The organism is Gluconacetobacter aggeris (genome assembly GCF_014174395.1).
Lineage (GTDB): Bacteria > Pseudomonadota > Alphaproteobacteria > Acetobacterales > Acetobacteraceae > Gluconacetobacter > Gluconacetobacter aggeris.
The window spans coordinates 379,061-397,074 of sequence record NZ_JABEQD010000002.1 but is presented as its reverse complement, the minus strand read 5'-3'; the positions used below and the strand labels follow the sequence as shown (position 1 = coordinate 397,074).

General features: G+C 68.3%; 16 protein-coding genes. 10 read left to right on the top strand and 6 right to left on the bottom strand.

The genetic code is table 11. The annotated features are described in order from the left end of the window. Positions 1-184 precede the first annotated feature (184 nt). Both HLH36_RS04440 and gpmI read right to left on the bottom strand, forming a co-directional pair. Positions 185-1,510 carry a murein hydrolase activator EnvC family protein gene (locus tag HLH36_RS04440; RefSeq protein WP_182985237.1) on the bottom strand — a complete coding sequence of 442 codons (1,326 nt, stop codon included), beginning with the start codon at positions 1,508-1,510 and terminating at the stop codon, positions 185-187. A gap of 205 nt (positions 1,511-1,715) precedes the next feature. Beyond that, positions 1,716-3,266 (bottom strand): 2,3-bisphosphoglycerate-independent phosphoglycerate mutase, encoded by a 1,551-nt coding sequence (gene gpmI, locus HLH36_RS04435; protein ID WP_182985236.1) that lies wholly within the window; start codon positions 3,264-3,266, stop codon positions 1,716-1,718. Between the two features lie 116 nt (positions 3,267-3,382). Here gpmI and msrB point away from each other — a divergent pair, with 116 nt between their 5' ends. From msrB to HLH36_RS04420, 3 genes are all read left to right on the top strand, one after another. Further along, on the top strand, positions 3,383-3,796 hold the full coding sequence (gene msrB, locus HLH36_RS04430; RefSeq protein WP_182985235.1) for a peptide-methionine (R)-S-oxide reductase MsrB: 414 nt from the start codon (positions 3,383-3,385) through the stop codon (positions 3,794-3,796). A gap of 51 nt (positions 3,797-3,847) precedes the next feature. Continuing rightward, entirely contained in the window at positions 3,848-4,504 is a 657-nt protein-coding gene (upp, locus tag HLH36_RS04425) for a uracil phosphoribosyltransferase (RefSeq protein ID WP_182964362.1), read from the top strand. A gap of 61 nt (positions 4,505-4,565) precedes the next feature. Beyond that, complete coding sequence (locus HLH36_RS04420; protein WP_182978111.1) at positions 4,566-4,778, top strand: dodecin; 213 nt, start codon at positions 4,566-4,568, stop codon at positions 4,776-4,778. A 51-nt stretch (positions 4,779-4,829) separates the two neighbouring features. On the opposite strand, the gene HLH36_RS04415 is transcribed toward HLH36_RS04420, so the two are convergent. The 4 genes from HLH36_RS04415 to carA all read right to left on the bottom strand — a co-directional run bounded on the left by HLH36_RS04415 (position 4,830) and on the right by carA (position 11,335). Further along, positions 4,830-6,026: a threonine ammonia-lyase gene (locus HLH36_RS04415; RefSeq protein ID WP_182985234.1), complete on the bottom strand. Its 1,197-nt coding sequence runs from the start codon at positions 6,024-6,026 to the stop codon at positions 4,830-4,832. Positions 6,027-6,036: 10 nt separating this feature from the next. Further along, entirely contained in the window at positions 6,037-6,510 is a 474-nt protein-coding gene (gene greA / locus HLH36_RS04410) for a transcription elongation factor GreA (protein ID WP_182947311.1), read from the bottom strand. A 132-nt stretch (positions 6,511-6,642) separates the two neighbouring features. Beyond that, positions 6,643-9,897, bottom strand: a complete 3,255-nt coding sequence (gene carB, locus HLH36_RS04405) for a carbamoyl-phosphate synthase large subunit (protein ID WP_182985233.1) — start codon at positions 9,895-9,897, stop codon at positions 6,643-6,645. A 13-nt stretch (positions 9,898-9,910) separates the two neighbouring features. Next, on the bottom strand, positions 9,911-11,335 hold the full coding sequence (gene carA, locus HLH36_RS04400; RefSeq protein WP_182985232.1) for a glutamine-hydrolyzing carbamoyl-phosphate synthase small subunit: 1,425 nt from the start codon (positions 11,333-11,335) through the stop codon (positions 9,911-9,913). Positions 11,336-11,494: 159 nt separating this feature from the next. Here carA and HLH36_RS04395 point away from each other — a divergent pair, with 159 nt between their 5' ends. The 7 genes from HLH36_RS04395 to rplI all read left to right on the top strand — a co-directional run bounded on the left by HLH36_RS04395 (position 11,495) and on the right by rplI (position 18,014). Next, positions 11,495-11,950 (top strand): GatB/YqeY domain-containing protein, encoded by a 456-nt coding sequence (locus tag HLH36_RS04395; RefSeq protein ID WP_182985231.1) that lies wholly within the window; start codon positions 11,495-11,497, stop codon positions 11,948-11,950. Positions 11,951-11,954: 4 nt separating this feature from the next. Continuing rightward, complete coding sequence (gene dnaG, locus HLH36_RS04390; protein WP_182985230.1) at positions 11,955-13,787, top strand: DNA primase; 1,833 nt, start codon at positions 11,955-11,957, stop codon at positions 13,785-13,787. Between the two features lie 217 nt (positions 13,788-14,004). Further along, on the top strand, positions 14,005-15,942 hold the full coding sequence (gene rpoD, locus HLH36_RS04385) for an RNA polymerase sigma factor RpoD (RefSeq protein ID WP_182985229.1): 1,938 nt from the start codon (positions 14,005-14,007) through the stop codon (positions 15,940-15,942). Between the two features lie 20 nt (positions 15,943-15,962). Beyond that, positions 15,963-16,529: a GNAT family N-acetyltransferase gene (locus HLH36_RS04380; protein WP_182985228.1), complete on the top strand. Its 567-nt coding sequence runs from the start codon at positions 15,963-15,965 to the stop codon at positions 16,527-16,529. A 153-nt stretch (positions 16,530-16,682) separates the two neighbouring features. Further along, positions 16,683-17,153 carry a 30S ribosomal protein S6 gene (gene rpsF, locus HLH36_RS04375; RefSeq protein ID WP_182964373.1) on the top strand — a complete coding sequence of 157 codons (471 nt, stop codon included), beginning with the start codon at positions 16,683-16,685 and terminating at the stop codon, positions 17,151-17,153. A 6-nt stretch (positions 17,154-17,159) separates the two neighbouring features. Further along, the gene (rpsR, locus tag HLH36_RS04370) at positions 17,160-17,435 is read left to right on the top strand and encodes a 30S ribosomal protein S18 (protein ID WP_114726487.1); all 276 of its coding nucleotides are present in this window, start codon (positions 17,160-17,162) and stop codon (positions 17,433-17,435) included. A 12-nt stretch (positions 17,436-17,447) separates the two neighbouring features. Next, positions 17,448-18,014 (top strand): 50S ribosomal protein L9, encoded by a 567-nt coding sequence (gene rplI / locus HLH36_RS04365; protein WP_182964374.1) that lies wholly within the window; start codon positions 17,448-17,450, stop codon positions 18,012-18,014.

Below are 18,014 nucleotides of genomic sequence, written 5' to 3'. Positions count from 1 at the left end.
GAAACCGCCGAGAGCCTGTTTGTAAATGCGCGCTGGTGGCGATCCGACGCGCGCCTCCTGTGCTCCGATGCTCACGGCCCATAAGGCCGCTCCGCTTCGGTGCTCGGAACCGCACGACGGGCGTGCCGCTACGCGGCACTCTCGCTCACCAGCCCACATTTCCAGGCCGGCTCCGGGCAGGGGACTATAGAAACGGGGCGGGGTCGACCGCGCCGCCGCCGTGCCGCAACTGCACGAACAGGGTCGGCCGGGGCCCCTGGCCGCTCCAGTCCGGCATGCGGCCGACCGGGGCGCCGCGGGCCAGTGCCTGGCCGGTCGAGACGGCCAGGCCCCCCAGCCCCGCCATGACGAACCGATAATGGCGCCCGCAATTGAGGATGACCATCTGGCCGTAGGAGCGGAACGCGCCCGCGAAATCGACCTGGCCCGCGCAGGGGGTGCGCACGGCGGCGCCGGAGGGTGGGGCGTAGGTGATGCCGGTGGCCGGTCCGGCCTCGGTCGCGGCCCCCCAGGCGGTGACGATCGTGCCCGCGACGGGGGCGCCGCGCCCGGCCGGCGTGCCGGGCGGGGTGGCGTTCAGCCCCGGGCCCGGCCCCTGGGCAATGGCGGCAGCTCGGGCGCGCGCCGCTGCGGCCTCGTCGGCGCGGTGGGCTCGGGCGGCGGCCTGGGCCGCCTGTTCCAACTGGTCCTCGGCGGCTTTTTCCAGCGCCTCGATCCGGTTGACGGCGTCTTGCAGGCTGCTGGCCCTGCGGGTCGCGTCCTCGACCTGGCGGGCGGCCTGGGTGGCGGCGCTGTTCGAGCGCTGCTGGGCCTGGCGGGCAGCCTCGGCGGCCCGGGCGACGCTGTCGCGCTGGGCTGCCTGCTGCTGCTGGAGGTCCGACAGCCGCGCGCTCTCGCGCGCCAGGTCGGCGTCCAGCCCGGCCAGGACGGCACGGCGGGCGCGGATGGCGCCGGCCCGTTGTTCGAGCTGCGCGGACAGGCCCTGGATGACCAGCAACCCGGCGATGGCGCGGTCGGGCGGGACCGGGGCGGCCAGCAGCGTGTCGGCCGGATAGCGCGCCAGCCGCGCCGCCAGCGGCAGCATTGGGGTGACGGAGGCCGAATCGCGCGCGAGCTCCGTGCGGAGCCGGTCCTGTTCGGCGCGCAGGGCGGCGACGCGATCGCCGAGTTCGGCGGTCTGCCGTTCGGTCTGCTGCAACTGGGCGGTGGCGTCGACCGTCGCGTCCGACAGGGCGGCGGCCCGGGCGGCGTCCTGGCGCGCCTGGGCGCGGGCGGCGTCGCGGGCGGCGGTGCGGGCCGCCAGGTCGCGGGCCTGAAGCTGCTGGCGGGCGATCAGGGCCTGCTGGGCGGCGCGGGCCTGCGCCACCGCGCGGCGCGCGGCGGCGGCTGCGTTATCGGCGGCCGCGCCCTGGCTGGAATGCCGGGAGGCCTGGTGATGCGGGCTGTTCTGGGTTGGGTGGGACGAGGCTGCGTGGGACGGGCCGGGGACCAGCCCGGCGAGCAGGCCCATGAGCCCCACCGCCGCCACCGAGCTTTGGCGGGCTGGTGGGGAATGTCTGTCCGGAAACATGGGCTGGTGGGCGAGAGCGGCCCAGGGGGCCACGCCCGGCGTGCGGTTCCGAGCACCGAAGCGGAGCGGCCATATGGGCCGTGAGCATCGGAGCGCAGGAAACGCGCGTCGGATCGCCGCCAGCGCGCGTTTACGGGCAGACATTTCAGAAGCCGTGTTTGGGGACCATCAGCGAATTGCCCGTCATCGCTTCCGGCTTCGGCAGGCCCAGCAGGGCCAGCAGGGTGGGGGCGAGGTCGGCCAGGCGGCCGTCATGCAGTTCCACTTCGCGCACGCCGGACAGTACCACCGGAACCACGTTGAGCGTGTGGGCCGTGTGCGGGCCGCCGGTTTCCGGGTCGAACATGGTTTCCGCATTGCCGTGATCGGCGGTGACCAGGATGGCGCCGCGCTGGCGGTGGATGGCCTCGACCAGTTGCTTCAGCCCCCGGTCCACGGCCTCGATCGCCTTGACCGCCGCGCTGAAGATTCCGGTATGCCCGACCATGTCGGGGTTTGCGTAATTGAGGATGATGAGGTCGTAGGTGCCGCTGTTGATGGCCTGGACGGCCTTTTCGGTCAGTTCGGGCGCGGACATTTCCGGCTGGAGGTCATAGGTCGCGACCTTGGGGGAGGGGACCATGATCCGGTCCTCGCCCGGCAGTTCCCCTTCCTTGCCGCCGTTGAGGAAATAGGTGACGTGGGGGTATTTCTCGGTTTCGGCCATGCGGAGCTGGCGCAGGCCGGCCTTCGAGACCACGTCGCCCAGCAGGTCGTCCAGCGATTGCGGCGGGAACAGCACGCCGATCAGCTCCGCCAGGCGGTCGCTGTAGCGGGTCATGCCGACGGCGGCGGAGACATGGACCACGCGCGAGCGGGGGAAGCCCTGGAAGTCCTTCTCCAGCACCGCGTCGAGAAGCTGGCGGATGCGGTCGGCGCGGAAATTGAAGGACAGGACGGCGTCGCCGTCCTTCATGCCCTTATAGCCGCCGAGGACGGTTGGCGGCAGGAATTCGTCGGTGGTGCCGGCCTTGTAGGCAGCCTCGAGCACCGCCAGCGGGTCGTCGCCGTGGGGCCCCTGGGCCGAGACGATGGCGTCGTACGCTTTTTCCACCCGGTCCCAGCGGCGGTCGCGGTCCATGGCGAAATAGCGGCCCGAGAGGGTGGCGATGGCGACAGTGGGCGGCAGGTCGGCGATCAGGCGGGCGACATAGTCGCGGCCGGAATGGGGCGGGGTGTCGCGCCCGTCGGTAAAGATGTGGAAGGCGACCGGCACGCCGTTATCGGCGAGGATCTTCGCCAGGGCCACGGCGTGGTCCTGGTGGGAGTGGACGCCGCCGGCGGAGACCAGGCCCATGAGGTGGCAGGTGCCGCCGGTCTTCTTCACGGCCGCGATCAGGTCGGCCAGGGCCGGGTTGGCTGCCAGGCTACCGTCACGGATGGCGGCGAAGATGCGCGGCAGTTCCTGCATGACGACGCGGCCGGCGCCGATATTGAGATGGCCGACCTCGGAATTGCCCATCTGCCCTTCCGGAAGGCCGACATCCTCGCCACATGTCTTGAGGAAGGCGCGGGGCCCCTCCTGCCACAGGCGGTCGAAGGTGGGGGTATAGGCCGCGCGCACGGCGTTGTCGGCCATGTCCTCGCGCCAGCCGAACCCGTCGAGGATGACGAGCATGACAGGACGGCGGGGGTGAAGCTGGGTCTGGTCGGCCATGGGTATTCTCTCCCGTTATTTTGTCGTCCATGATGGCACCAATTGCCGGGATTGCGAATGGCCCGGAATGGGGCCGGCCCCGGTGATGTCGGCGCCCCCCGGATGGAGGAAGCGTGATGACAGCGAATGAAGCGGACCCGACGGAGGGACCGGCCTGCGGTAGCGGCTGCGGCCCGCTGACGCCGGAGCAGATCCGGGTGATGCGCGACCACGGAACGGAGCGCCCGGGATCGAGCCCCCTGAACCATGAAAAGCGGGCAGGGCTGTATCGTTGCGCGGCCTGCGGGACGCCCCTGTTCCGCTCGGAGACCAAATATGACAGCGGCAGCGGCTGGCCGTCCTATTATGACGTGCTGCCCGACGCGGTGGAAAGCCGAACCGATGTCAGTCACGGAATGGTCAGGACCGAGATCCATTGTGCCTCCTGCAAGGGGCATCTGGGGCATCTCTTTCCCGACGGGCCGAGGCCGACGGGGCTGCGCTACTGCATCAACGGGCTTGCGCTGAATTTTGTGCCCGATGCCGCCTGAGTGGGCGGGTAGCCCTTTCGATTCCGCCACGATCTGCCGTAGAAGGGCACTATGAGCGAGAATGCGATAACCCCCCCGTCCCCGCCCGTGGTGGTGCTGGATCATCCGCTGGTCCAGCACAAGCTGACCCGGCTGCGCCAGGCGAGCACGTCCACCGCCGGTTTCCGCCGCCTGACGCGCGAGATCAGCCTGCTGATGGCCTATGAAGCGACGCGTGAACTGCCGCTGGAGACGGTGGAGATCGAGACGCCGCTGGAGCACATGGAAGGGCGGCTGCTGTCCGGCAAGAAGCTCTGCCTGGTGTCGATCCTGCGGGCCGGCAACGGCATCCTGGACGGCATGCTCGACCTGCTGCCGGCGGCCCGGGTGGGGCATATCGGCCTGTTCCGCGACCCGGAATCGCTGGAGCCGGTCGAATATTACATGAAGCTGCCCGAGGATATCGATGCGCGGTTCTGCATCGTCGTCGACCCGATGCTGGCGACCGGGCACAGTGCGTCCGCCGCGATCGACCGGCTGAAGGCGGCGGGCGTGCGGCAACTGGTCTTTGTCTGCCTGCTGGCGGCGCCCGAAGGGGTGGCGTTTCTGTCGGCGGCGCATCCGGACGTGAAGATCGTCACCTGTGCGATCGACCGCGAACTGGACGACCATGGCTATATCCGGCCCGGCCTGGGCGATGCCGGGGACCGGCTGTTCGGCACCAGGTAATCCGGCCGGAACCCCGACAGGCGGGCATCGTTGTTCCTCCATCAGGACAGGGAGGAACATCATGTCCGGACATGTCTACAAGGTGGTCGAACTGGTGGGGTCGTCACCCGATACGATCGAGGCCGCGATCGCAAGCGCGCTGTCGCGTGCATCGGACAGTGTGCATGCCATCCGCTGGTTCGAGGTGGTGAATACGCGCGGCCATGTCGTCAACGGGCAGGTCGGCCATTACCAGGTGACGCTGAAGGTCGGGTTCACCATCGACGAGACGTAGGGGTGCTCAACCGTCAGAGGCTGCTTTAAAAGGCGCTTTTAAAGCAGCCTCTCAGACGCGGCGGACGATGTAGGTCTTGGCCAGCTCTTCCATGATCTGCTGGGCGTGGAGGGGGTCGCGGGCCTCGATCATCACTTCCAGCTCGGCCGCCTGGACGCTGGCGGCGGTGAACAGGCGCTGGTGCGAGACCTCGATGATGTTGCCGCCGGCGTCGCCGATCGTGCGGGAGATGTCGGCCAGCACGCCGGGCCGGTCGGGGATATCCATCTTGAGGCACAGCAGCCGCCCGTCGCGCAGGAGCGTGCGCAGCAGCGTGTTGGCCAGGATGCGGCTGTCGATATTGCCGCCGGTGACGGGGAGTGCGACCCGCCTGCCGCGGAACAGCTCGGGGTAGGTCAGCACCGCCGCCAATGCGGCGGCGCCCGCGCCCTCGCTGACCTGCTTGGCCCCTTCGGCCATCAGGGTGATCGCGTCTTCGACCGCGCGCTCGGGCACGACCAGCACGCGCGAGACATGGTCGCGGATGACCGACAGCGGCTGGCGGCCGATTTGCAGCACCGCGATGCCCTCGGCGATCGTGGCCCCGCCCGGCGGCATCAGCTCGTCGCCGGGGAAGGCGGACAGGGAGGAATAGGCCTCGACCTGCACGCCGATAATGTCCATTTCGGGCCGCAGGGCGGAAGCGGCCACGGCGCAGCCCGAGAGCAGGCCGCCGCCGCCGATGGGACCGACGAAGATATCCAGCGGCCCCGCATCCTCGAACAGTTCGAGCGCGAAGGTGCCCTGGCCGGCCATGACCGCCGGGTCGTCATACGGGTGGACGAAGACGCGCCCTTCCGCCGCGCAGAGCGCGTCGGCATGGGCGGTGGCTTCGGCGAAATTATTGCCTGCCAGCACCACGCGCGCCCCCCAGGCGGCGGTGCGCGTGACCTTGGCGGCCGGGGTGAAGCGCGGCATGACGATGACCGCGTCGATTCCCAGCAGCGAGGCGTGGCGGGCGACGCCCTGCGCGTGGTTGCCGGCCGAGACGGTGATGACGCCCCGGCTGCGTTCCTCCGGCGTCAGCAATGCCAGCTTGTTGGCGGCGCCACGCTCCTTGAACGATCCCACGGCCTGGAGATTGTCCAGCTTCAGCACGATCTCCGCGCCGGTCGCCTTCGACAAGGCGTGCGAAGGGACCGTGGGCGTGCGCAGGACGCGCCCCTCGATCCGGGCGGCGGCGGCCCGGAGGTCGTCGAGCGTGATCATCGGCGGAGCCTCAGCCGTAGGTGACGGCCAGGATTTCGTATGTGCGGTCGCCGCCGGGGGCGGGGACCGAGACCGAATCGCCGATCTTCTTGCCGATCAGCGACTTGGCGAGCGGGGAGGAAATGGACAGCAGGCCCTGCTTGATGTCGGCCTCGTGCACGCCGACGATCTGGTAGGTGGCTTCCTTGTCGGTTTCCTCGTCCACCAGGCTGACCTGGGCGCCGAATTTCACCTGGTCGCCCGACAGGGTGGAGGGGTCGATCACCTCGGCCGAGGAGACGATTTCTTCCAGTTCGAGAATCCGACCCTCGATGAAGGACTGGCGTTCGCGTGCGGCATGATATTCGGCGTTTTCCGACAGGTCGCCGTGGCTGCGGGCCTCGGCGATCGCGCGGATCACGGCCGGGCGTTCTTCACTCTTGAGTTTGCGAAGTTCATCTTCCAGCCGTTGCAGGCCCTTGCCTGTCATCGGAAATTTCTGCAAGGCGCGTCCCCAGCGTGAAGGTCGGCCCGATGGCCGACATGGCAAATTGCGACAAGAGCATCCCACAAGACCGACAGCGCCGGAAACGGGGCCAGCGGAGGCTGCCCTGTTCCCGGCGTCGGTATGGTACGCTCAGAACGATCCGTTAAAGTAGGATTGAAGAGGCGCGACTTCAAGCGGTCCTTCCCGCATCGCCGCGATCGCGTGCGTGGCGGCCCGTGCGCCGGCGATCGTGGTGAAGTGGGGAATGCCCGAGATCAGGGCCGAACGGCGGATGTCGAAACTGTCCGCGACCGACTGCGCGCCATGGGCGGTGTTGATGATCATCTGCACCTCGCCCGAGCGGATGGCGTCCACGCAGTTCGGCCGCCCTTCCAGCACCTTGTTCACCACCTGGACGGCGATGCCGGCCTCGCGCAGGTGCTGCGCGGTGCCGCGGGTGGCCAGGATGGTGAAGCCCATGTCGACCAGGCGGCGGGCCAGCGCCGGCACCGTCGGCTTGTCGCTGCGGCGCACCGACAGGAAGACCGCGCCCGACAGGGGCAGCCGCACGCCGGCGGCGAGCTGCGACTTGGCGAAGGCGCGCTCGAACGAGGCGTCCAGGCCCATCACCTCGCCGGTCGAGCGCATCTCGGGACCCAGGATCGTGTCCACGTTCGGGAAACGGTTGAAAGGGAAGACGGCTTCCTTGACCGCGACATGCGGGGCCACCGCGCGGTCGTCCAGGCGGAATTCCGCCAGCCTGGCGCCGGCCATGACCCGCGCGCCGATCTTGGCCACCGGCACGCCCGTCGCCTTGGCGACGAAGGGCACGGTGCGCGAGGCGCGGGGGTTGACCTCCAGGACGAAGATCTCCTGGTCCTTGATCGCGTACTGGACGTTCATCAGCCCGACGATGCCCAGTTCGCGGGCCATCGCCTCGGTCTGGGCCTTCAGTTCGGTGACGATGGCCGGGGAGAGCGTATAGGGCGGGAGCGAGCAGGCGCTGTCGCCGGAATGGATGCCGGCTTCCTCGATATGCTCCATGACGCCGGCGACGTAGACGTCCTGCCCGTCGGCGATGCAGTCCACGTCGGCCTCGATCGCGTCGTTGAGGTAGCGGTCGATCAGCACCGGGCCGGAGGCGATGTCCTGGCCGGCCAGTTGCAGGGCCACGCGCATGTAGCGTTGCAGGCTGGCGCGGTCATGGACGATTTCCATCGCGCGGCCGCCCAGCACGTAGGACGGGCGGATGACCACCGGGTAGCCGATGCGCTCGGCCACGTCCTCGGCCTCGGCCGGAGTGCGGGCGATGCCGTTGGCGGGCTGGCGCAGGCCCAGCCGGTGCAGCATGGCCTGGAACCGCTCGCGGTCCTCGGCGCGGTCGATCGCGTCGGCGGGCGTGCCCAGGAGCGGAATGCCGGCGGCTTCCAGGGCGTGGGACAGTTTCAGCGGCGTCTGGCCGCCATACTGCACGATGCAGCCCAGCACGGTGCCGCTTTCCTGCTCGCGGCGGATCAGGGCGATCACGTCCTCGGCGGTCAGGGGCTCGAAATACAGCCGGTCCGAGGTGTCGTAGTCGGTCGACACGGTTTCGGGGTTGCAGTTGACCATGATGGTCTCGAACCCGGCCTCGCGCAGCGCATAGGCGGCGTGGACGCAGCAATAGTCGAATTCGATGCCCTGGCCGATGCGGTTGGGGCCGCCGCCGAGGATCACGACCTTCTGCCGGTCGGTGGGGCGGCTTTCGCATTCCGGCGTGCCGAACCCGCCTTCATAGGTCGAGTACATGTAGGGCGTGCTGGAGGCGAATTCGCCGGCGCAGGTGTCGATGCGCTTGTAGACCGGCGTGACCGCCAGGCGGGTGCGCAGGGCCGCGATCTCGGCCGCCGCGGTGCCGGAGAGGCGGCCGAGCTGGACGTCGGAGAAGCCCATCGCCTTGAGCCGGCGCATGTCCTGGGCGTCGCGCGGCAGGCCGTCGCGGATCACGCCGTGTTCGGCCGCCACGATCCTGGCCAGTTCGCGCAGGAACCAGGGCTCGAACTTGCAGGCGGCGTGGATGTCCTCGATGCTCAGCCCGGCGCGCAGGGCCTGGGCGGCCATGAGAATCCGTTCCGGCCGGGGCTGCGACAGCGCGGCGCGGAAGGCGTCGGGACCGCCGTCGCCGGGGGCTTCCACCGGGTCCAGCCCGGCCAGGCCGGTTTCCATCGAGCGCAGGCCCTTTTGCAGGGCCTCGGGGAAGGAACGGCCGATGGCCATCGCCTCGCCCACCGATTTCATGCTGGTGGAGAGCAGGGCCGGGGTGCCCGGGAATTTCTCGAAGGTGAAGCGCGGGATCTTGACCACGACGTAATCGATGGTCGGCTCGAACGAGGCGGGGGTGGAGCCGGTGATGTCGTTGGCCAGTTCGTCCAGCGTGTAGCCGACCGCGAGCTTGGCCGCGATCTTGGCGATCGGGAAGCCGGTGGCCTTCGATGCCAGGGCGGAGGAGCGCGAGACGCGGGGGTTCATCTCGATGACCACCATGCGCCCGTCGGCCGGGTTGACGCCGAACTGGACGTTCGAACCGCCGGTCTCGACACCGATGGCCCGCAGGCAGGCCAGCGATGCGTCGCGCATGCGCTGGTATTCCTTGTCCGTCAGGGTCAGCGCCGGGGCGACGGTGATGGAGTCGCCGGTATGCACGCCCATCGGGTCGATATTCTCGATCGAGCAGACGATGATGCAATTGTCCGCGCGGTCGCGGACGACTTCCATCTCGAACTCCTTCCAGCCTAGTACCGATTCCTCGATCAGGACTTCGGTGGTGGGGGAGGCGTCGAGGCCCGAGGCGACGATCTGGTCGAATTCCTCGCGGTTATAGGCGATGCCGCCGCCCGAGCCGCCCATGGTGAAGGAGGGACGGATGACCGCCGGCAGGCCGACATCCTCCAGCGCCGCGCGGGCTTCGTCGAGCGTGTGGGCGATGGTGCTGCGGGGGCTTTCGATACCGATCGCATCCATCGCCTCGCGGAATTTCTGCCGGTCTTCGGCGCGGTCGATCACCTCGGCGTCCGCGCCGATCAGTTCCACGCCGTGCTTCTTGAGGAAGCCCGACTTGTCGAGCGCCATCGCGGTGTTGAGCGCCGTCTGGCCGCCCATGGTGGGCAGCACCGCGTCGGGCTTCTCGCGCAGGATGATGCGTTCGACGAATTCGGGGGTGATCGGTTCGATATAGGTGGCGTCCGCCAAGCCGGGATCGGTCATGATCGTGGCCGGGTTGGAGTTGACCAGGATGACCCGATAGCCTTCCTCGCGCAGGGCCTTGCAGGCCTGGGCGCCGGAATAGTCGAATTCACAGGCCTGGCCGATGACGATCGGGCCGGCGCCGATGATCAGGATCGAGCGTATGTCTGTCCGTTTGGGCATGGGGGCGCGACTTTCAGGCGGGCTGATTGGTGCGGTCGATCAGGGCGACGAAGCGGTCGAACAGGTAATGGCTGTCCGACGGGCCGGGGCTGGCCTCGGGGTGGTACTGGACCGAAAAGGCGGCGTAGCGCGTGGAGGCGATGCCTTCGTTCGAGCCGTCGAACAGGCTGCTGTGCGTGACGCGGACGTCTTCGGGCAGGCTGGATTCGTCCACCGCGAAGCCGTGATTCTGGCTGGTGATCTCGACCTTGCCGGTGCCGAGGTCCTTGACCGGCTGGTTGGCGCCGCGATGGCCGCGCGCCAGCTTGTAGGTGCGGGCACCCAGCGCCTGGGCCAGCAACTGGTGCCCGAGGCAGATGCCGAAGACGGGCTTGCCGGCCTCCAGCACGCCGCGGATCGCGGGCACCGCGTATTCGGCGGTTGCGGCCGGGTCGCCGGGGCCGTTCGAGAGGAACACGCCGGCGGGGTCGAGGGCCAGGATCTCTTCCGCCGTGGCGGTGGCGGGCACGACCGTGACGTCGCAGCCCGCATTGGCCAGGCAGCGCAGGATGTTGCGCTTGGCGCCGTAATCGACGGCGACGACGCGGCGGCGCTTCAGGGGCAGCGGGAGGGTGTCGCCGGGCCAGGTCCACACGCCTTCGTCCCAGCCATAGGCCTTGGCGCAGGTGACGTCGCGCGCCAGGTCCATGCCTTCCAGGCCGGGCCAGGCGGCGGCCTGCGCGCGGAGCGCGTCGAGGTCGAAGGCGCCGTCGGCCGGGTAGGCCAGGATGGCGGTCTGCGGGCCGCCATCGCGGATGCGCAGCGTGATGGCGCGGGTATCGACGCCGCAGATGCCAGGCACGTTGCGCGCCTTCAGCCAGCCGTCGAGGTCCTGCGTGGCGCGCCAGTTGGCGGGTTCGGTCAGGTCCTGCTTCACGACCAGGCCGCGGGCCGCGACGCGGGCGGCTTCGTCATCGGCTGCGTTGGTGCCGACATTGCCGATATGCGGGAAGGTGAAGGTGATGATCTGGCCGGCGAAGGACGGGTCGGTCAGCGTTTCCTGATAGCCGGTCATGCCGGTGGAGAAGCACAGTTCGCCGATGGCGGCGCCGGTGGCCGGCGTATGGGCGCCGAAGCCGCGCCCCCACAGGATGGTGCCGTCGGCCAGCACCAGGGCGGCGGTGGCGCCCGTGGGAATGGCGGCGGGGGGCGAGGCGGGAACCTGGCGCTCGGTCATCTGGGTCTCCGGTCCATCGTACGCTTTGTCGGGGGGCACGCTATCGGGTTGCAGGTCGGAAAGGCTGAGGCCGGTATGGCGCAGGATCACCGTCCAGTGCTTGGGCGGGACCGCGCCGGCCTGACGCCATTTGCGGATGGCCTCGGTCCCGACGCCGGTCAGGCGGGCGGCATTGTCGGCCCCGCCCAGACGTTCGATGATGTGGTCGATCGATGACGGCATGGAGAATTCTTCCTTCCGGGGTTATCTCCTACCAGCCTCCCGCGAGGCTGGGAAGAAAATTCCCACCCTGATCGTTTTTCGTTGGGTGGGAAAAAACTTCCGGATATTGACCGGAGGCGCCCTGCGCGACGGGGCGCTTCATATCAGGAGTACGGGATCATGAGCCTGCGCGCACGTTTCATGGAAGACCTCAAGGCGGCGATGAAGGCCGGGCAGAGCGGGCAGGTCGCGACCCTGCGCATGGTCAATGCGAAGCTGAAGGACGTCGATATCGTCGCCCGCGCGCGTGGGGCGGAGGTGTCGGAAGACGAGATCGTGTCGATGCTGCGGGGGATGATCAAGTCGCGGACCGAGTCGGCCACGATGTATCATCAGGGTGGCCGGCCCGAGCTGGCCGAGAAGGAAGAGGCCGAGATCGCGATCATCCGCGCCTATCTGCCCGCCGAGCTGGATGCGGCGACGCTGGAGGCCGCCGCGCGTGAGGCGATTGCCGAACTCGGGGCCGCGTCGATGAAGGATATGGGCAAGGTGATGGCGGCGCTGAAGGCGCGCTTCGGCGCGGCGCTGGATGCCGGCCAGGCCAGTGGCATGGTCAAGTCGCTGCTGTCTGCCTGACGCGGTGGCGCTCGACCCCGCCTTTCTGGAAGAGCTTCGGGCCCGCACGCCGATCGCCGCCGTGATCGGGCGGCGGACCCGGCTGATCCGTTCGGGGCGGAACTGGAAGGCGTGCTGCCCCTTCCATGGTGAAAAGACGCCGTCCTTCTATGTCTATGACGACCATTTCCATTGTTTCGGATGTGGCGCGCATGGCGATGTGATCACGTTCGTGATGCAGAGCGAGGGGCGGGGCTTTCCCGAAGTGGTTGCCGAGCTGGCGGCCGAGGCGGGGCTGGAGGTACCGCGTGCCAGCCCCCAGCAGCGCGAGAGCGAGCAGCGTATCCGCGATCTGGCGGAAGTGCTGGAACTGGTCCAGGCCGCCTGGGTGCGGCGGCTGCATGCGCCGGAAGGGCGGGGCGGGCTGGCCTATCTGCGCGGGCGCGGCCTGTCCGACGAGACGATTGCCGGGTTCGGGCTGGGCTGGTCGGGCGATGGCAGGGGTGGTCTGCTGGAGGAACTGCGCCCGAAGGGGGTGACGCAGGACCTGCTGGTCAGGGCCGGGCTGATGCGGGTGGACGAGGAGGGGCGGCCGAAGGGCGAGCTGTTCTTCAACCGCGTCACCTTTCCGATCCGGGACCGCAAGGGGATGCTGGTGTCGTTCGGCGGGCGCATCCTGGGGGATGGGCAGCCGAAATATCTCAACGGGCCGGAAACCGAGCTGTTCTCCAAGCGGCGGGTGCTGTTCGGCATGGATCGTGCGCGCAGTGCCCTGCGGATGGCGCGGCCGCGTGGGGCGCCGCCGGTCGAGTTGCTGGTGGTCGAGGGGTATATGGACGTCATTGCCCTGCACCAGGCCGGGTTTCCGGGTGCGGTGGCCCCGTTGGGTACCGCGCTGACGTCCGAGCAGATGGAGGCGTTGTGGCGTCTGGCGCCGGCGCCGATCCTGTGTTTCGACGGGGACGCGGCCGGGCAGCGCGCGGCGGTGAAGGCGGCCGAGACGGCGCTGCCGCTGCTGTCGATCGAGCGGACGGTCCGGTTTTGCGCCTTGCCCGAGGGGGAGGACCCCGACAGCCTGCTGCGCGCGCGGGGCACCGGGGCGGTTGCTTCCCTGGTGGAAGGCGCACGGCCGCTGAGTGCGGTCCTGTTCGAATTGCTGACCCAGGGGGTGCGCGATCCGGGGCCCGAGCAGCGGGCGGCGTTGCGCCGGCGGCTGACCGACGCGGCGGCGATGATTGCCGACAAGGGGCTGGCCGCGGAATATCGTTCGACCCTGATCGACCGGTTCTTCGAGACCTTTCGGCGCCGGCCGGGTGGCGGAGCGCGACGTGAGGGGGCGGTCCGGCCCTCCGTCGCGTCGGTGGCTGCGGCGCCGTTCGATGCCCTGGCGGCGACGGAGGAGCGCATGCGGATTCTGACCGCGATCCTGCTGCGTCATCCCGCGCTGCTGCCTGAGGTCGAGGATGCCTATTGCCGGCTGGACCTGCCGCCGGCGCTGGGCCGGGTCCGGGCGGGGCTGATGGATGCGGCCTCGGAAGGGGGGGTGATGGATGCCGGGGCGTTGGGGGCGTGGCTGGACGAGGCCGGTCTGACGGAGGAACGGACCGCCGTGCTGTCGGCCCGGCCGCTGCCGATGGCGCTGACCGCGCCGGACGACCTGATGGCGGTCGATGTGGCGCAGGAATGGTGGCATTTCTATGCGCTGATGAATGTCCGCCAGTTCGGCGAGGATCTGCGGATGGATACCGAACGGATGTGTGCCGGCACGCTGGACGAGCGGGCGTGGGCCAGTCTGCGCCCCCGGCTGCTGGCCTGGGAGACCCTGCGGCGGGGGGAAATGTCCTCCGACGATGGATGACGTTGCATGGCCTGAAACATGCCGGGCCTTGACTTTGGCGGGTGAATCGACCACCTGCACACCACTTGTAATTTGTCAGATGCGATAGAATGGCCGTTTCGTATCCGGAGGTTTGCATCCCACGCGCTATGGTGGGACCGGATAGGGGGCAGGGCCGGCGATGCCGTGGCGCGGCGAAAGCGTGGCGGCGGGTTAGCGCTTAGGGATAGGGCAGGCGATGGCTACAAAGACAGCCGCGGGTTCGGAAGCGACTGCTGGCGACCAGGATAACGACACCACTCTGCTGGATACGCAATCCGGAGCTGTCAAGAGGCTGATCGCCCGCGGGAAGGAGCGGGGGTATATCACCTTCGACGAACTGAACGCCGTCCTGCCGCAGGACCAGATGTCCTCGGAACAGATCGAGGACGTGATGGCGGTGCTGTCGGAAATGGGCATCCAGGTCGTCGAGAACGAGGATAACGACGACAGCGAGGCGAACCGCGAGGAAAAGGCCGAGGAAGCCGAGGCCGAGGAGGAATCCGGCAGCGGCAACGTCGACACTGAGAGCCTGGGCCGTACCGACGATCCGGTGCGGATGTACCTGCGCGAGATGGGTTCGGTCGAACTGCTGTCGCGCGAGGGCGAAATTGCCATCGCCAAGCGGATCGAGGCCGGCCGCGACGAGATGATCGGCGGGCTGTGCGAAAGTCCGCTGACTTTCAGCGCCATCATCTCGTGGCATGAGCGGCTGAAGGCCGGCGAAATGCTGCTGCGCGACATCGTGGACCTGGAGGCCATGCAGTCGGGCGGCGCCGAGGAAGAGGGCGTCGAGCCGTCGCAGGAAGACGGCGCCTTCGAGGCGCCGGCCGAGAATGAGGAAGGGGAGGAAGGCGACAGTGCCGGCCTGTCCCTCTCGGCGCTGGAAGAGAAGCTGAAGCCGGAGATCCTGGCGCAGTTCGAGGAGATCGAGGAACTCTATTCGCGGCTGCAGAAACTGCAGTCCAAGCGGCTGGAGGCCCTGACCTCGGGCGCCGAGATGTCGGACAAGTCCGAGAAATCGTACGAGAAGCTGCGCGAGGAGCTGGTCGGCAAGGTGCAGCAGGTGCATCTGCACAATACCCGGATCGAGTATCTGGTGCAGCACATGAAGGAGATCTTCCAGCGGCTGAACGGGCTGGAAGGGCGGATGCTGCGCCTGGCCGAGAGCACCAAGGTCTCGCGCGAGGACTTCCTGATCAAATATCGCGGCAGCGAGCTGGACCCGGGCTGGATGGACATGGTGTCCGCCCTGCCGGGCAAGAGCTGGAAGAACTTCGTCGCCAAGCACACCGTGACCGTGCTGGAACTGCGCGGCCAGGTGGCCGCGCTGTCGCAGGAAACCGGCCTGCCGGTGGGCGAGTTCCGCCGCGTCTATGCCACCATCTCGCGCGGTGAGCGGGACTCGGCCCGGGCGAAGAAGGAGATGATCGAGGCGAACCTGCGCCTGGTGATCTCGATCGCCAAGAAATACACCAATCGCGGGTTGCAGTTCCTGGACCTGATCCAGGAGGGCAATATCGGCCTGATGAAGGCTGTGGATAAGTTCGAGTACCGTCGCGGCTATAAATTCTCGACCTATGCCACCTGGTGGATCCGGCAGGCGATCACGCGCTCGATCGCCGACCAGGCGCGGACCATCCGTATCCCGGTGCATATGATCGAGACGATCAACAAGCTGGTCCGGACCTCGCGCCAGATGCTGCATGAGATCGGCCGCGAGCCGGCGCCCGAGGAACTGGCGGAAAAGCTGGGCATGCCGCTGGAGAAGGTGCGCAAGGTCCTGAAGATCGCCAAGGAACCGATCTCGCTGGAAACGCCGATCGGCGACGAGGAAGACAGCCATCTGGGCGACTTCATCGAGGACAAGACGGCCGTCATTCCGCTGGATGCCGCGATCCAGACCAACCTGCGCGAGGCCACGACGCGGGTGCTGTCCTCGCTGACGCCGCGCGAGGAGCGCGTGCTGCGCATGCGCTTCGGCATCGGCATGAACACCGACCATACGCTGGAAGAGGTCGGCCAGCAGTTCAACGTGACGCGCGAGCGTATCCGCCAGATCGAGGCCAAGGCGCTGCGCAAGCTCAAGCACCCCAGCCGCAGCCGCAAGCTGCGCTCGTTCCTCGACGATAACTGAGGCCGGGTGTCGTGAATGCGATGAACGGGTCCGGGTCGACGACCCGGATCGTCGTCGACGTGACGTTCCTGTGCATGGACGCGCCGCCTGCGGGCGGCGCGCCCGTGTTGCCGGATGCGTATCGGATCGTGCGTCAGCCGGCGCCGGACTTCGGCTTCTACCGGCTTCTCTATGACGGTGTGGGGCAGGATTATTGCTGGTGGATGCGCCGGGTCATGCCCGAGCGGGAGCTGACCGCCCTGCTGCGCGATCCGCGCGTCGAGGTGCATGTCCTGTGGCGGGGCGAGGAGATCTGCGGGTTCTTCGAGCTGGATCGGCAGGTGCCCGACGAGGTCAACCTGGCCTATTTCGGCCTGATGCCGGGGCAGATCGGGCTGGGGATCGGGCGGATTTTCCTGCGCGCCGCCCTGGATGCGGCCTGGGCGTCGCGGCCCCAGAGCGTGCGGGTGAATACCTGCTCGGCCGATCATCCCAGGGCGCTGGAGACCTATCTGCAGGCCGGATTCCGCCAGGTACGCACGGTACGCGAGGTGTGGGATATTCCCGACCGGCTGGGGATGAGCGTGCCGTCCTGGCTGCGTGTGTAGTTTTTCCTTGTGATCGGGTGGGGTTTGTGCTTCACACCCCTCCTTCCCTGCTCGGGCGCGGCATCGCCCCGGCTATACCCATGCCCCCCGGGAGGGGCGCCGTGCGGACCGTGTCCGAGGCGGCCGGGTTGACCTTATCCGAAGGGAGTTCCCATGCCGTTATATGAGACCGTGTTCATCGCACGGAATGACGTGTCGCAGCAGCAGGTCGAAGCCGTCGCCGACGGAATCGCCACCCTGCTGGAGACTGACGGCGGCGCCGTCAAGAAGCGCGAATATTGGGGCCTGCGCAGCCTGGCTTATCGCATCAAGAAGAACCGCAAGGGGCACTACATGCTCCTGGGTCTGGATGCGAAGCCGGAGACGATCAAGGAGATCGAGCGCCAGCTGAGCCTCAACGAGGACGTGATGCGCGTCCTGACCCTGCGCGTCGAAGAGATCGACGAGGCGCCGTCCGTGATCCTGTCCCGCAAGGGCGACGAGCGCGAGCGCGGTTTCCGTGGTCCGAAGCCGGCCGGCCGGTTCGAGAGCGGCCGCGGCGGTCCCCGTCGCAGCTATGACGACCGCGAGGAATTCCGCGCCCGCAATGACGAGCCGCGCGATACCGACGGCGAAGCGGAGTAAGAATCCATGTCCGACACCACCGAAATCAATCCCGCCGCCCGTCGCACGGCTGTGGGCGCCCGTCGGCCGTTCTATCGCCGTCGCAAGTCCTGCCCGTTCTCCGGCCCCAACGCGCCGAAGATCGACTACAAGGACGTGCGTCTGCTCAGCCGCTTCCTGTCCGAGCGCGGCAAGATCGTGCCGAGCCGCATTACCGCCGTTTCGGCGAAGAAGCAGCGCGAGCTGGCCCAGGCGATCAAGCGGGCCCGCTTCCTGGCCCTGCTGCCCTACATCGTCGGTTGAGGGAGGCAGATCATGTCCGCAGTAGAACTGATCCTGCTCCAGCGCGTCGAGAATCTGGGGCAGATGGGCGAGATCGTGAAGGTGAAGCCGGGTTATGCCCGTAACTTCCTTCTGCCCCAGGGCAAGGCGATCCGTGCCAACGGCATGAACCGCGAGCGCTTCGAGCGCGAGCGCGTGCAGCTGGAGGCGCTGAACCTGAAGCGTCGCGAGGAGGCCGAGCGCCTGTCCGAGCGCATGCATGGCCTGTCCGTCATCCTGATCCGTCAGGCCGGCGACAGCGGCAGCCTGTATGGCTCGGTCACGACCCGTGACGTGGCTGACGCCACCACGGCTGCCGGGCTGACGATCGCGCGCACCCAGGTGGTCCTGGAGCACCCGATCAAGCAGTTGGGCCTGTACACCGTGCGCGTGGCGCTGCACCCGGAAGTCTCGATCCCCGTCACGGTCAACGTGGCGCGTTCGGAAGAGGAAGCCGAGCGCCAGGCACGCGGCGAGGCCATCGGCGTCGAAGACGAGCCTGCCGGTTTCGTCGAGGAAGCGCTGATCGAAGAGACGGAAGAGGCCCCGGCCGAAGCCTGA